This window comes from Microbacterium sp. (genome assembly GCF_036823965.1).
Lineage (GTDB): Bacteria > Actinomycetota > Actinomycetes > Actinomycetales > Microbacteriaceae > Microbacterium.
The window spans coordinates 56,282-70,408 of sequence record NZ_DAITBE010000010.1 but is presented as its reverse complement, the minus strand read 5'-3'; the positions used below and the strand labels follow the sequence as shown (position 1 = coordinate 70,408).

Below are 14,127 nucleotides of genomic sequence, written 5' to 3'. Positions count from 1 at the left end.
CGAGGAGAAAACTCATCTTCGACACGCCGTTTCGCACTTGTCCAACCATCCGACGACGTGACACAGTGTGCAGGCGGAGCGCTCATCGCGCGCACATCCGGACTTCTGCGTGGCTCCTGCTCGCATCGCGGCCGACGAACAGCCGTCAGCACCGCCTTACCGATCGCGGAGTCCCGCCGATAGGTACATCCGGGAGTGAAGGAGGAGGGTGTTGGCAAGCACCTACATCGAGACCGGCGGGCACGTGCGCGTATACGACGACGCAGTGCGCACGCACCAGGGGTTTCCGCTGGGCACCTATCGGGTGGGCTTCTCATCCAAAGAGGGGTTCAGCCTGATCAGGATCGACGACCTCACCGTGGGCACCGAGCGGGTGTACGGCGGGCGCGACAAGAAGGTCTCGAAGATCTTCCAGTCCTACGCACGCGCCGATCGCAGCCTCGGAGTGATGCTGTCGGGCGACAAGGGCATCGGCAAGTCGCTGTTCCTGCGCATGGTCGCCGAAGCGGCACGCGAACAGGGGCTGCCGGTCGTGGTGGTGTCAGAGGACAATGACGGCGTCGTCGACTTCCTCGACAGCCTCGACGAATGCCTGATCGTCTTCGACGAGTTCGAGAAGATCTTCCCGGCAGGGCGTCGCGGTCTCGCCGACGGCCTCAATCGCCAGAACCAGTTCCTGTCGCTTTTCGACGGGCTGTCGTCCATCAAACGCATCTACTGCCTCTCGGTGAACGACATGTCGGACGTGAGCACGTACCTGGTCAATCGGCCTGGTCGCTTCCACTACCACCTGCGGTTCGACTATCCGGGTCCCGACGAGGTCCGCCAGTACCTGGTCGATCAGGCCCCGGGTGCCGACCCGGAGGAGATCGAGAACGTCGCGCTGTTCTCCCGCCGAGCGCGGCTGAACTACGACCACCTCCGTGCGATCGCCTTCGAGCTCCGGCAGCCGGACGCGCTGTTCTCCGAGATCGTCGACGACCTGAACATCCGGACCATCGAGCCGAGCACATACCGCATCGAGGCGCGCTTCCCCGATGGCAAGATCTGGTCCGACGAGGTGGAGATGAACCTGTTCGAGCGTGGCGATGTCGGCCGCACGTTCGAGCTTCGCAATTCGACCCGCTCGATCTTCGCGTCGTTCGTGCCACGTGATCTCATCTTCGAGCCCGATGGCAGCATCTTCGTTCCGATCGACCGGCTCGATCTGCTCGGCGACGACGATGAGGAACCCGAGGTCTACCCCACGACCGTCAGCCTGACGCTCGTCGGTCAGTCCGGCTACGGATTCGGTCTCTGGCCGCCCGCCGAGATCCGCTCGAGATAGGCGTCCAGCGCCCTCGCGGTGGAGCGCGATGGCGTCGTCGTCGGAGCAGCATCACCGAAGTACCGTTCGACGGCGTCCCTCAGCATCCGCACGGCATCCGAGCGCTGCTGGGACACTGCAGCGTGTGAGACACCGAGCTCTGCGGCGAGGTCCTTGACCGTCCGATCCTCGAAGTAGATGGCGCGGACGACGAATCGCTTCCGCTCAGGGAGCGCGTCGACGGCACGGTGCAGGAACTCGTCGCGCTCGGAGGCGATCACGACCTCATCGGGGAGCGCGCCGGTCCAGACGAACTCCCCCACCTCGGGCGCATCCAGACTGGAGACGACACGATCAGCATCCGCGAGGCGCTCCCGCACGACCTCAGGCTCGAGGTCCATCATCTGCGCGATCTCGGCCATGGTGGGCGTCCGTCCGAGTGAAGCGGTGAGGCGCTCGCGCGCCGTGGTGACCGCTCTGGCGCCGGCGCGCACCTCGCGCGGCGCCCAGTCCATCGAACGGAGCTCGTCCTTCAGGGCCCAGTTGATCCGCCCGCGAGCGAACGCTCCGAACGGCACACCGAGACTCGAGTCGTACCGGTCGGCCGCGCGGACGAGCGCGAAGGCGCCGGCCGAGGTCAGGTCGTCGTGCCGCACCTGCGTCACCCGCGAGCCCACCTGAGCCGCCACCGCGCCGACGATGTGGAGATGCTCGACGACGAGCTGATTGCGCACACGCAGGGGCATGGGGAGTTCGTCTCTTTCACTGTCGATGCGAGCGCTCCCCAGTGACCCGCAGTGCGACCGCGCCACGGCGGTCGGATGATCTGGACTCCATGCTAGATGCGCTGCACAGACAGAGAATCCCCGAGAGCCTCGACTCCCGGGGATTCTGCTCACGATCGGATCACGATCGTCAGTCGTTGGTCTTGACGCGCCTGTTCACCTCACGGGTCGCGGAGAACTTCAGCACGGTGTAGTCGGTGACCTCGCCGGTGCCGTCGTCCTTGCCGAACTGCACGCGGTGCCCCTTGTGGTTCTGCGGGTAGAACTTGCCGAAGTTGGTCAATGTGACGGTGTTGCCCTGGCTCACGAGGTCGAGCAGCTCATCGATCATGGCGTTGTAGGCGGTCTGCGCGGCGAAGACCGAGATCCCGCCGCGTCGTGCGAATCGCTGCACGAACTCGCGCTTGCTCACTCGGTTGGCATCCAACGTCTTCGATGTGCTCATGATCTTCGTCCCCTGTGTGTTCGCCCGTCACCGAGCTGCTTCGCCGTACCCCGACAGCCAGCTCCACGGATCATCGAGTCCCATCTCGACGACACCGGGTTCTGTGAGGCCCCAGCCCTTACCCCTCAGAGGATAGTGCTTGTTCCTTCGTATCTGCGGTGAATATCCGATTTCGCTGGTTCGCGAGTCGCCTCGCTCGCTCGAGACCGTCGCTCGCAGCGGCTGTCGAGACGGCGATCTGCGATCGGATGTCCCTGCCGTCACCATCGGCACCCACCGACAGATCGGTCGGCGCGAGGGTCTTGGTGTTCACGACCACGTCGCCGTCGGCGATCAGCAGATCCGCCTTGATGCCGTAGGCAGTTCCCACGTGCTGCCCGTGCGCGTCCGTGAGCATGGCGGTGTTGTCAGCGGCGACGCCGATGATCGAGGTGAACTGCTCTGCCGTGTACGCGGCTGTGCGGCGGTGACCGCGCGCCGCATCATCGTGCTTCAGCGGCACGAGCGCGAGGTCGGTCTCCCCTGGTGCACGGCGGTCCGCCGGGTGCACCCGGACGTCGAGATGGTGATGTGACACTGTGCTGTCCCGGTCGATGTCGACGCGGTCGTCATAGGCCAGCACGACGAGATTCACGCCCATCGTCGCGCCGGGCCCGTGTGTCCGGAAGCGCAGATCGACCATGTGTCAGCGTCCGCCGAGGAGCGCGCGGATCGGGTAGTCCTGGTCATCGAGGATCACTTGCGCGGCCCGGCCCGTCTCCGGATGGATGATGACGGGCGCTCGCAGATTCACATGGACGCCGTCATCCGAGGGGTTGGCGATCACGAACAGCCGAAGCTCCTCGGCCTCGGAAACGCCGATCTCCGCGCGGACGCCGGCTGGGATCCGTGGCGCGTACGCCAGGTCAACGGACGCTGCCTCGAGCAAAAACAGTCGCACGTCGGCATCCACTGCGCGCAGCGCGTAGAGTCCCTCGACCCCGGCGATGCTCGCCAGACTGAACGCCGTGTACGGGCTGAGCCCGTGCATCGCCGAGGCGAACTCGATCGCGATGGCGGGGTGGTCTGCTGCCGTCGCGGTCATCGCAGGAACTCCAGGAGATTGGTCTGCAGCGACTTCGCGGTCACCTGCAGGGCTGATTGGAACACGAGCTCGGCGGACTGCAGGCGCACGAGCACCTCGAGGCTGTCGACGTTCTCGACCTCGGCACGACGCGCTTCCAGGTCGGTCGAGGTCGAGAGGTTCTGGGATGCGGCACGCTCGATCTGCACCTGACGAGCGCCGGTCGTGCCGCGAGCCGCGACCACGTCCTTGAGCCTCGCATCGATGTCGTCGAGGCGGGAGCCGACGTTCGCTCCCCCTCGGAGTTCGGCCGCGATGTCCGTGAGGAGTGCGAAGGCGCTGTTCGCGCCGACGCCGAACGCCTGCGAGCCGTCGAAGTCCACGCGAACGGTCTCGTTGTCGCTGATGCGTCGGCGCACGCCGTCTCCGGCACTGCCGTTGAACGCGAAGGTTCCCGGTTCGAACGCCGCGCCGGAATCGCTGGTCCCCGCGAAGACGCTGCGCCCGAGCACCGTCGTGTTCGCCTGGGCGAGCAGCTCGGCGCTGATCGTCTCGAGCTCCTGCGCGATCGACTCGCGCGCGGTCTGGCTGAGCGCGCCGGAGTTCGCTCCCTGCGCGGTCAGGTCGCGCGCACGGTTGAGCAGGTCGGTGCTCGCGCCGAGCGCGGTGTCGACCGTGGTCACCCATGCCATGCCGTCGCTGAGATTGCGGGCGTACTGCGCGACCCTCGACTGCTCGCCGTGCACGCCCAGGGTCGTCGCCGCAGCGGCAGGGTCCTCGCTCGGCGAGCGGAACGCCCGCTGCGATGCGGCCTGATTCTGCAGACGCTCGCGGTCGGCGAGGTTGGTCTGCAGGGTGCGCAGCGACTGCTGCGTCATGGTGCTGCTCGTGATGCGTCCGATCATGTCGACTCCCCAGTCAGCGGCCGACGAGGCCGGTTCGGTTGATCAGCAGGTCCAGCGCCTCATCCATGGCGGTGAGCACGCGGGCTGCCGCCTGATAGGCGGTCTGGTAGGTGAGGAGGTTGATCGTCTCCTCGTCGCCGTCCACAGACGCATTCGACTGCTGGGCCGTCACGGCCGCGACGGCACCCATGTCGGCGATGTCCGCGCGCTGCAGGTCCCCGGCGACGGTGACCGCGAACCCGGTGACGAAACTCGACCAGGTCCTGCTCGGTCCGGTCGCCGACGCGCCGAGCGTGCTGATGCGGTCGGCGATCGTGGTGTCCTTCGCGCCGGCGCCCGGCGCGGCCAGTGCCAGCTGATCGAGGCCGGTCGGCACCACGCGAAGACCGAGCGCGGCGGGGCCGCTGCCGTCGAGCGCGAAGAAGTCGCCTCCAGGCGTGCCGCTCGCCGTGACACCCGTGCGGTGGATGTCGTTGACGGCCGTGGCCAGCGCGGTCGCGGTCTCGTTGTAGGCGGCGGCCACACTGGCGAGCGATCCGCCTTCCGTCGCGGGGGCGAGTGCGCTGATGGTGCCACCGATCACGCCGCCGCCGATCGCGACCGGAAGGTCGGGTCGGTCAGCCCAGGCGACGGTGATGCGGCCGGCATCCTGGATCTCCCGCGGACCGCTGACGACGAGTGCTCGACTGCTGTCCCCGGACACGAGCGCGTTGCCGTCGACTCGTACGGTGAGCGTGCCGTCGTTCTCGACGATGCCCTTGGCGCCGACCGCGGTCGACAGCTGCTGTGCGAGCACGTTGCGCTGATCGATCAGCTCGTTGGCGTTGCGCCCGGACTGCAGCGCATCGCGGATCTGGCCGTTGAGCGTGGCGACCTGGCCGGCGACGGCGTTGACGTCGGCGATGTCGCGATCGACCTGGCCGCGCAGATCCGTCCACTGCCCCGCGACCGACTCGTAACCGGCGGAGATCTGCCCGATGAGCACCTGCGCGTTCGTGAGCACGACCTGCGCGGCGGCCGGCTCGGGGGTGTTGGCGAGATCGGACCATCCGGACCAGAAGCGATTCATGTTCGCCGCCAGCCCGTCCTTCGTCGGCTCGGCGAGCATGCTCTCCACCTGCCCGGCAGCCGCCGCCCGAGCGCTCCAGAAGCCGGAGGTCGACAGCGCATCGCGGACCCTGGCGTCGAGCACGGCGTCGCCGAGGCGCGCGACACCGGTCACATTCACGCCACCGCCGATACCGAGGCCGCTCTTCCAGAGTCCGGTCTGCCCGGGACCGGACACCGGAGCCTGGTCGACGCGCTGACGGGTGTACCCCGTCGTGGTCTGGTTGGCGATGTTCTGACCGGTGACGGTCATGCCGGCGCGTGCGGCGTTGAGGGCGGATTCCGCCAGACGAAGACCTGCGAACGAAGACATGGTCACCTCACATCCGGGTGTCGAGCAGTCGGGCGTCGCCGTCGCGGACGACATCGCCGGACGGGCTGTACTCGCCGGTCGGCGCCCCGAGCCCGGCGATGGTCTCCTGGGTGATGCGGATCGCCGTGCGCAGTCGCTGCTCGTTGATCTGCTTCATCTGCTCGATCTCGTCCGCCAGTGCGGTCATGGTCGTCAGGTGTCCGGTGAGGACCTCGCGCCAGCCGTCGTCCGGTGCCGCCTCGATGAGGTCGCGAAGCGTCGTCGCCTCCGGCGCACCCCACTCGTCCGCCGTCGCGATGACCAGCGCGTCCCTCGAGAGGGCGACGGTCGGCATGGCGGCGAGCACGCGCTCGATCTCGGTGGACGCATGACGGATCCAGCGATTGCGCCCGGTCGCCAGGAGCATCTGCTGCTCGTCGAGCTTGAAGAGCAGCATCTCGAGCAGTTCGCGCTCCCGCAGGAGTTGCATGCTCAGATCATGGGCGGCCACAGTACGTCACCTCGTCGGGTCGAAGCTTCCGTGACAGGAACTCCCGTCACACACACGACTATCGCGACAACGCGAAGGGCAGTAACTCGGCCTGCATGGGGAGAACTCCCCATTGACAGCGCTCAGGGCGCAGAGGTCAACCGTCCGAGGGCTCCGAGGAGCGCGTTCTCGGCGGCGGCGTCGGATGCGGTCTGCACGGCTTCCTGGTTGGCATCGCCGATCGCGAGCACGATCTCAGCGCGGTGGATGCGCATGTCGCGCGGGGCGTCGATGCCGACCCGCACACCACCAGGCGTCACCGCCAGGATGGTCACCGTGATGTCGTCTCCGATCACGATGCTCTCGTTCGCGCGCCTCGTCAGCACCAGCATGTCAATCCGCCTTCCATGGCTTCGGCGCGTTCACGCCATCCTGCTCACAAAGCTAGTGCATAGCCTCGTAAACGAGCGGATTCGACCCGCTACCCAGCGGCGCTCGGCAGCGCGGACCTGGTCACCCGCACGACCCCGACGACGTCGGTGGCGAGACCGCCTGCCCCAGCCTCGTCGTACGAGAGCACCGGCAGTCCCGCGACCTGGGGAGCGATCATCCGCCGCACGGCCTGACGCAGCGATGGCGCGCAGACGAGCACCGGCTCAGGCCCCGCCTGATCGAGTTCGGCGATCGTGCGGCGGACGTTCTCGAGCACCTGCATCGTCGCCTCCGGGGTGAGCACGATCTGCGGGAGCCCCTCGACGATGCGCATCCCCTCGAGCATCTGCTGCTCCAGCATCGGCTCGAACATGACGACGCGGATGCGTCCGTCTTCGGCGAAGCGCGCGGCGATCGCCGGGCCGAGCGCGGCACGCGCCGCCTCGATCAGCCCCGGGGTCTCGGTCGACGTCTTGCCGCGCAGGGCGAGCGCCTCATAGATGCGGGCGAGGTCGTTGATCGGCACCCGCTCCGCCAGGAGCCCGGCGAGCACCCGCTGGATGCCGGCGAGCGAGAGCACTGCGGGAGTGAGCTCCTCGACCGTGGTCGGACTGGTCTGCTTCAGGTGCTCGGTGAGCTGACGAACGTCCTCCAGCGAGAGCAGGCGATGCGCCTGGCTCTGCACGACATCCGAGAGGTGCGTGATGATCACGCTCGCGCGGTCGATCACCGTGGCGCCGGCCATGTCGGCGGCGTGCGACATCTCGGTGGGCACCCACTTGCCCTCGAGCCCGAACACCGGGTCGACCACGACGGTGCCCGGCAGCTGGTCGAGCCCTGTTCCGATCGCGAGCACGTGGCCGCGCGGCACCGAGCCGCGCCCGACCTCGACGCCCGCGATGAGGATCGCATAGGTCTGGGCCGGCAGCTCGATGTTGTCGCGCGTGCGCACCGGGGGCATCAGGATGCCGATCTCGAGTGCGAGCTTGCGTCGGAGCGATTTCACCCTGGTGAGCAGGTCGCCCGCTCCCCCGGACGCAAGGTCGACGATGTCGGGCGAGAGCGAGATCTCGAGCGCGTGGACGCGCATCCGGTCCATGAGCTCCTCCGGCCCCTCCGTCCCGGCTTCGACTGCCTCCTGGTGCTGCGCATCCGCCTCGATCGCAGCCTCGCGATCCTCGCTCGCCTTGACGCGGGAGGCCGCGAACAGCAGCACTGCGCCGATCCCGGCGAACACCAGCAGCGGCATGCCGGGGATGAAGCCCATCGCGATCGCCGCGAGTCCGGTGATCACGAGCGCGTTGCGCGACTGCAGCAGCTGCTTGGCCGCCGCTTGCCCCATCTCCGCTTCGACGTTCTCGCGCGTCACGATCATGCCGGTGGAGACCGCCATCAGCAGCGCGGGGATCTGCGTGACCAGACCGTCGCCGATGGTCAGGATGCTGTACGTCTCCAGCGCATCGCCCATCTCCATGCCGTGCTGCACCATGCCGATGACGATGCCGCCGACGAAGTTGATGATCACGATCACGATGCCGGCGATCGCATCGCCCTTCACGAACTTCGACGCACCGTCCATGGCACCGTAGAAGTCGGCTTCTGCCGCCACCTCGGCACGACGTCTGCGCGCCTCGGTGTCGGTGATGAGCCCGGCGTTCAGGTCGGCGTCGATCGCCATCTGCTTGCCGGGCATGGCGTCGAGCGTGAACCGCGCGCCGACCTCGGCCACGCGCTCGGCACCCTTGGTCACCACGACGAACTGGATGACGGTGAGGATCAGGAAGATCACGGCGCCGATCACGAGCGACCCGCTGATCGTGATCTGCCCGAACGCCTGGATGACCTGGCCGGCGTGCGCCTCGCTGAGGATGAGGCGGGTGGATGCCACGTTCAGCCCGAGCCGGAACAGCGTCGCGACCAGCAGCAGGCTCGGGAACACCGAGAAGTCGAGCGGCTTCTTCACGAACATCGCGGTGAGGAGGATCAACAGCGCGAACGCGATGTTCACGACGATGAGCACGTCGAGCAGCGGCGTCGGAATCGGCACGATGAGCAGCAGGATGATGCCGACGACACCGACGGGAACGGCTCCCTTGGACAGCAGCTGACCGATCATGCGCTTCGCCTTCTCGTTTCGGTTCGGGGGTGGGATCGGGGTTCAGAGACCGCGTTCGCGAGTGCTCGCGAACGGCATCGTGTGGGTGCCGCGGGCTGAGCCGCGGCGTTTCAGATGCTCGATGAAGGCGAGCACCTGGGCGACCGCCGTGTAGAGCTCCTCCGGGATCTCCCGGCCGATCTCGCATGCCGCGTGCAGTGCGCGGGCGAGCGGGATGTCGCGCACCATCGGCACACCCGCCGCCTCGGCCCGCTCGCGGATCTTCAGGGCCACGATGCCCGCGCCCTTGGCGACGACCCGTGGCGCGGCCTTGCCCGGCTCGTAGCGCAGCGCAACGGCGACGTGGGTCGGGTTCACGAGCACGACGTCGCTGTCGCTGACCGCCGCGATCATGCGGTTGCGACTCATGGCGAGCTGACGAGAGCGTCGCTGCGACCGCACCAGCGGATCACCCTCGCTCTTCTTGTGCTCGTCCTTGGCTTCCTTCTTCGTCATGTGGGTGTGCTTGCGGTTGCGTCGCATCACGACCGCCACGTCGATCGCGGCGAGCAGGATGCCCACGACGACCGCGACCTGCAGCAGCGCCACCGCTCCCCCTGCGGCCTGCTCGAGCAGCCAGGTGATGTTGTGGCTGCCGCTGGCCATGAGCACCGGCACGAGCCCCGAGACGACGATCCACAGCGAGAGGCCGATCGCCGCGGTCTTCAGCAGCGCCTTCGCGCCCTCCCAGAGCGCCTGCCGACCGAGGACGCGCTTCAGCCCCGTCACGATGTTCAGCTGCTCGGTGCGCATCGTCACACCGCGCAGGTGGATCCCGCCCTGGGCGACGGCGGTCGCCGTGGTCGCGAGCAGCACGACGAGCAGCAGCGGCAGCAGGATGCCGCCCATCGACTGCAGTGCGGCACCGAGCACCTCCACGGCCGCGCCGTCGGTGGGGTGCGTCGCCACCGGTGCGACGCGCAGGAAGAGCTCGGTGAGCACCTGTGTCGCCGAGGCGATCGCCGGCAGCGACATGATCGCGGCCGCCGCGATGCAGACCCACGCGGTGAAGTCCTGGCTGCGTCCGATCTGTCCCTTTCGGCGGGCTTCCTTCAGGCGACGGTCGGTGGTCCTCTCGCTCCGTTCGCCGGTGTCGGTCTCGCTCATCCGGTCACCCCCAGCAGCAGTCGGACCGCGTCATCCGCGATCGCGGCGACCACGCCTGGCAGGGCCGCGTAGACGAAGCCGACGAGCAGCAGGGTGAGGCCGATCTTGATCGGGAAGCCCATCGCGAACGCGTTCAGGGCGGGCGCGACCCTGGTCACGAGCCCGAGGCCGACGTCGGCGAGGAAGAGCACGATCAGCAGCGGACCGGCGATCTGCACGGCGCTGAGCATCATCTGCGCGGTCGCGCCGACCAGGGCTTCGGCTGGCTCGGCGAGATCGATCATGCCGCTGACCGGGATCGCGTCGAACGAGCGGAACAGCCCGCCGAGGACGAGCTGGTAGCCGTCGGACGCGAACAGCAGCACGATCGCCGTCATCTGGAACAGGCGGGTGAACTGCGCGCCGTTCACCGCCATGCCCGGGTCGAACGCTTGCGCCAGCTGGAACCCGCCGAAGGTGTCGACGAGGTGACCGGCCCCCTGGATCGCGCTGAACAGCAGCATCACGAGGAAGCCCAGCAGCGCACCGGTGAGCGCCTGCCCGGCCAGCGCGAGCATGAATCCCCCGGTGTCGAGCCGCTCGTACTCGACCGTGACGACCGGCGACACCGCGAGGGCCAGGCCGACTCCCAGCATCGCGCGGATCCGCATCGGCACGGTGCCGTGGCTGAACGGCGGTGCGATCACGAGGAACGCCGTGATCCGCACGCACGCCAGCGCGGTCGCCTCGAGCCAGGTGAAGTCGATCGGGATGTTCATCAGCCGCCGTTCAGCAGCGACGGTATCCGCGCGAACAGCTCGTTCGTGAAGGCGATCATCTCGGCGATCATCCAGTGCCCGCTCACGAGCAGCGCGATGCCGACGGCGACGAGCTTCGGCACGAACGAGATGGTCATCTCCTGCACCTGCGTGATCGACTGCAGCAGCGAGATCGCGAACCCGACCACGAGTGCCGTGATCAGCAGGGGCGCGCAGAGCTTCGCCGCGAGGATGAGCGCCGCCTGGCCGATGTCGATGACCGCTTCCGGGTTCATCCGCCACCCCCGTTGTAGGACTGCACGAGGGCCGTGATGACCATCCCCCACCCGTCGATCAGCAGGAAGAGCAGGATCTTGAACGGCAGCGAGATCATCACCGGCGGCAGCATCATCATGCCCATCGACATCAGCGCGCTGGCGACGACGAGATCGATCACGAGGAACGGCACGAAGATGATGAAACCGATCAGGAACGCGGCGCGGAGCTCGCTCAGCATGAACGCCGGCACGAGGGTCTGCAGCGGGATGCCGGCCGCGTCAGCGGGGTTGTCCATCTGAGCGGCGCGGTACATCAGCGCGATGTCCTCTTCACGCGTGAACGCGAGCATCCATTCTCTGAGGGGCTGCTGCGCGAGCTCGAACGCCTGCCCGAAGTCGACCTGTCCGTCGGTGAACGGTGCGACCGCGACCGCATTGATGTCGGTGAGCACCGGCCACATGATGAACAGCGTCAGGAAGAGGCTGAGCCCCGCGAGCACCTGGTTCGGCGGGATCGACGGCAGCGACAGCGCGTTGCGGGTGAGCGCCAGCACCACGAAGATCTTCGTGAAGCTCGACATCATCAGCAGCAGCGCAGGTGCCACGCTCAGCACCGTGATGCCGAGCAGCGTCATGATGCTGTCGGACGGCGTGCCGTTGATGCCGTTGATCGTCACGCCTTCGCCGTCGTTCGTCTCGGTCGGCAGGACGGATGCCGCGGCGTGCGCACCGGTGGCGCTCCAGCACACGAGCAGCGCCGCGACGCCGAGCGCGACGGCGATCAGGATCCAGATACGCCTGCGCGTCGACCGCACGCTCGCCGACAGCGCGGCGACAGGGGCGGTTGCGGGCACGGCGGCACTCCGAAGATGGGAGACGTGGCCGATCCGTAGCCGAGAGGTCGAGCGATCCGTGCTCGATGGGGACTATCGCGACATCGGCGGCATCGCGTAACCGACGCGCGACCGGCGCGGGAGCCCTCAGGCGACCGACTTCAGCGGGCGCTCCGTGTCGTCGAAGATGTCGAGGTCGTCCGCCGACGACGCGTCAGCCGTGGGATCCGCCTGATCGGCCTCGTCGAGCGCCTCGACCTCCTCCTCAGGCAGCGGCGCCTCCTGCGTGTCGACGACGCTGATGCCGTGCTCGGTGACGCCGAGCACGTAGCGGATACCGCCGAACTCGGCCACGACGAGCTGCGCCTTCGCCCCGATCCCCGAGCGCGCGACGACCGTGATCTTCTCCGGCCGCGCCTTCGCGCCCCGCCCCTGCGTGACGCGGCTCTGGCGGAGCCCGGTCATCCGGCCGAGCTTCTTCGGCAGCAGCGCGGACATGGGATTGTCGCCCTTCGCGCCCGCCTTCTGCAGCCGGCGGCTGAGGAACAGCAGGAGGCCGAGCACTGCGGCCAGCGCGACGATCATCCGCAGCGCGACGAGCACCTCGTCCATGCTCAGACGCTCTCTGCGCCGTCGAGGATGCGCTCGACGCGGATCGCGAAGTCGCCGTCGGCGACGACGACCGTGCCGTGGCCGATCAGGCGGCCGTTGAGCTTGATGTCCGCCGGCGACCCGGCAGCACGATCGAGCTCGACGACATGACCGGGTTCGAGCGAGAGCACGTCGCGCACCGGCATCCGCGTGCGGCCGATCTCGACGACGAGTTCCATCTCGACACCGGCGATGCGGCTCAGCCGCTGCGGGCCGGTGGACGCTGCGGCAGCACGGTCGCCGTCGATGCGCACCGACGCGCGAGCCGCGATCGCGCCGGATGCGTCGACCAGGTCGAACACCTGCGTGCCGGAGGCGGTGAACACCTCGGCGGCGTTCACGCGCTCGCCGTCGCCGAGCGAGCCGGTGCCGAGCACGATGGCCGCAGCCTCGAACACCGGGTGCAGGCGATCGGCGAGGTCTGCGCCCTGCGAACCGTCCTCGAGGTGGGTCGGGTCGACCACCTGGATCGCGATGCGCGCTCCAGGTGTGCCGGTGAAGGTCACGGCCACGGCCTCGCCGGTCGCACCGGGGTCGGTGGAGGGCGTCGGGATGACGGGATAGCCGAACGGCAGCTTGCCTGCGATCGCCGCAGCGATGGCCGTCTCGTGGAAGGTGCTCATCAGTGGGTCTCCTCGTGGGTGGTCGTGATCGTGCAGGCGAGGCGCGAGCCCCGACTGCCCGGCGTGGCGCGGGCGATGGGCGTCTGCCCAGCCATCAGTTCGTACGGCGTGGTCTCGGGGTGCGGAAGGCGCAGCAGGTCGCCCGGTGCGAGATTCAGGATCTCGCCCGCCCCGATCGTGATCGGCGCGAGGCGCAGCGTGATCTCGAGCGGCGTGCTGTGCACCTGGTCACGGGTGTGCACCGCACCGCGGGCCGCCGCGGCATCCGCTCCCGAGGCCGCGAGGCGGTCGACGACCGCAGACGCGGGGAGCATGACCGAGGCCACCGTCTGCGTGTCACCGAGGCGCATCGTGTACCGGGCGACGATCACCGCGGCAGATCCCGCGATCACCTGCAGATACTGCGGGTTGTAGTGCACGCCGCCGAACATCGGCTCTCCCGGCAGCAGTGTTCCCATGCTGGCGGAGAGATGCTCGAACGTGCCCTCCATCAGGTTGCGGACGAGCGCGAGCTCGATCGGCGTGAAGGTGCGCGCCTCCGGCAGCGAGGTGCTCCGCCCGCCCATCATCTGCACGACCCAGAGCAGCGCGCTGTCGAGGCCGAACTGCACGACGCACGGCTCGTCACGGTCGGCGAAGGATCCGGCGATCATCGCGGTCGTGCTCGGCAGGGTCTGCGCATACTCCTCATAGGAGACGAGCTCGACGCTGTCGAGGGACAGGTGGGTCCGCACGCGGATCTTCGCGGTCAGCTGCGACGACCAGAGCCGCGCGAACGACTCGAACGACGCCTCGAGACGTCGGATGCTGTCACGGCCGAGCTGCGCCGGACGGCTGAAGTCGTAGGCGGGATAGCGGCCGGCCGGATCGTCGATCACGCTGGCTGCGGTCATGGTGGTCTCCTCGGAGATGGTGGAC

Annotated in this window: 17 protein-coding genes; 1 reads left to right on the top strand and 16 read right to left on the bottom strand. The window is 68.2% G+C overall.

Going from position 1 to position 14,127, the window contains the following annotated elements:
• Window positions 1-211: 211 nt before the first annotated feature.
• Complete coding sequence (locus V7Z82_RS15680) at window positions 212-1,327, top strand: AAA family ATPase (protein WP_334152555.1); 1,116 nt, start codon at window positions 212-214, stop codon at window positions 1,325-1,327.
• On the opposite strand, the gene V7Z82_RS15675 is transcribed toward V7Z82_RS15680, so the two are convergent.
• From V7Z82_RS15675 to V7Z82_RS15600, 16 genes are all read right to left on the bottom strand, one after another.
• Entirely contained in the window at window positions 1,282-2,052 is a 771-nt protein-coding gene (locus V7Z82_RS15675) for a sigma-70 family RNA polymerase sigma factor (RefSeq protein ID WP_334152554.1), read from the bottom strand. The two genes, V7Z82_RS15680 and V7Z82_RS15675, sit on opposite strands and share 46 nt — an antisense overlap.
• A 169-nt stretch (window positions 2,053-2,221) precedes the next feature.
• The gene (locus tag V7Z82_RS15670; RefSeq protein ID WP_334152553.1) at window positions 2,222-2,536 is read right to left on the bottom strand and encodes an HU family DNA-binding protein; all 315 of its coding nucleotides are present in this window, start codon (window positions 2,534-2,536) and stop codon (window positions 2,222-2,224) included.
• Between the two features lie 118 nt (window positions 2,537-2,654).
• Window positions 2,655-3,218, bottom strand: a complete 564-nt coding sequence (locus tag V7Z82_RS15665) for a hypothetical protein (protein WP_334152552.1) — start codon at window positions 3,216-3,218, stop codon at window positions 2,655-2,657.
• 3 nt (window positions 3,219-3,221) lie between these two features.
• Window positions 3,222-3,620 (bottom strand): flagellar assembly protein FliW, encoded by a 399-nt coding sequence (locus V7Z82_RS15660; RefSeq protein WP_334152551.1) that lies wholly within the window; start codon window positions 3,618-3,620, stop codon window positions 3,222-3,224.
• A complete protein-coding gene (flgL, locus tag V7Z82_RS15655) occupies window positions 3,617-4,504 on the bottom strand; it encodes a flagellar hook-associated protein FlgL (protein WP_334152550.1) in 888 nt (295 codons plus the stop codon). Before flgL ends, V7Z82_RS15660 begins: the two co-directional genes overlap by 4 nt.
• Window positions 4,505-4,517: 13 nt before the next feature.
• Complete coding sequence (gene flgK, locus V7Z82_RS15650; RefSeq protein ID WP_334152548.1) at window positions 4,518-5,924, bottom strand: flagellar hook-associated protein FlgK; 1,407 nt, start codon at window positions 5,922-5,924, stop codon at window positions 4,518-4,520.
• 7 nt (window positions 5,925-5,931) lie between these two features.
• A complete protein-coding gene (gene flgN / locus V7Z82_RS15645; protein ID WP_334152546.1) occupies window positions 5,932-6,393 on the bottom strand; it encodes a flagellar export chaperone FlgN in 462 nt (153 codons plus the stop codon).
• A gap of 143 nt (window positions 6,394-6,536) precedes the next feature.
• On the bottom strand, window positions 6,537-6,785 hold the full coding sequence (csrA, locus tag V7Z82_RS15640) for a carbon storage regulator CsrA (RefSeq protein ID WP_334152545.1): 249 nt from the start codon (window positions 6,783-6,785) through the stop codon (window positions 6,537-6,539).
• 89 nt (window positions 6,786-6,874) lie between these two features.
• Entirely contained in the window at window positions 6,875-8,941 is a 2,067-nt protein-coding gene (locus V7Z82_RS15635; RefSeq protein ID WP_334152544.1) for a flagellar biosynthesis protein FlhA, read from the bottom strand.
• A gap of 42 nt (window positions 8,942-8,983) precedes the next feature.
• Window positions 8,984-10,087 carry an EscU/YscU/HrcU family type III secretion system export apparatus switch protein gene (locus V7Z82_RS15630; RefSeq protein WP_334152543.1) on the bottom strand — a complete coding sequence of 368 codons (1,104 nt, stop codon included), beginning with the start codon at window positions 10,085-10,087 and terminating at the stop codon, window positions 8,984-8,986.
• On the bottom strand, window positions 10,084-10,845 hold the full coding sequence (locus V7Z82_RS15625) for a flagellar biosynthetic protein FliR (protein ID WP_334152542.1): 762 nt from the start codon (window positions 10,843-10,845) through the stop codon (window positions 10,084-10,086). Before V7Z82_RS15625 ends, V7Z82_RS15630 begins: the two co-directional genes overlap by 4 nt.
• Window positions 10,845-11,120 carry a flagellar biosynthesis protein FliQ gene (fliQ, locus tag V7Z82_RS15620; protein ID WP_141871861.1) on the bottom strand — a complete coding sequence of 92 codons (276 nt, stop codon included), beginning with the start codon at window positions 11,118-11,120 and terminating at the stop codon, window positions 10,845-10,847. The genes V7Z82_RS15625 and fliQ overlap by 1 nt, the downstream gene beginning before the upstream one ends.
• A complete protein-coding gene (gene fliP, locus V7Z82_RS15615) occupies window positions 11,117-11,956 on the bottom strand; it encodes a flagellar type III secretion system pore protein FliP (protein WP_334152540.1) in 840 nt (279 codons plus the stop codon). Before fliP ends, fliQ begins: the two co-directional genes overlap by 4 nt.
• Before the next feature lie 126 nt (window positions 11,957-12,082).
• Window positions 12,083-12,547: a flagellar biosynthetic protein FliO gene (locus tag V7Z82_RS15610; RefSeq protein ID WP_334152539.1), complete on the bottom strand. Its 465-nt coding sequence runs from the start codon at window positions 12,545-12,547 to the stop codon at window positions 12,083-12,085.
• A gap of 2 nt (window positions 12,548-12,549) precedes the next feature.
• Window positions 12,550-13,209 carry a FliM/FliN family flagellar motor switch protein gene (locus V7Z82_RS15605; protein WP_334152538.1) on the bottom strand — a complete coding sequence of 220 codons (660 nt, stop codon included), beginning with the start codon at window positions 13,207-13,209 and terminating at the stop codon, window positions 12,550-12,552.
• Complete coding sequence (locus V7Z82_RS15600; protein ID WP_334152536.1) at window positions 13,209-14,102, bottom strand: flagellar motor switch protein FliM; 894 nt, start codon at window positions 14,100-14,102, stop codon at window positions 13,209-13,211. The genes V7Z82_RS15605 and V7Z82_RS15600 overlap by 1 nt, the downstream gene beginning before the upstream one ends.
• Window positions 14,103-14,127: the final 25 nt, after the last annotated feature.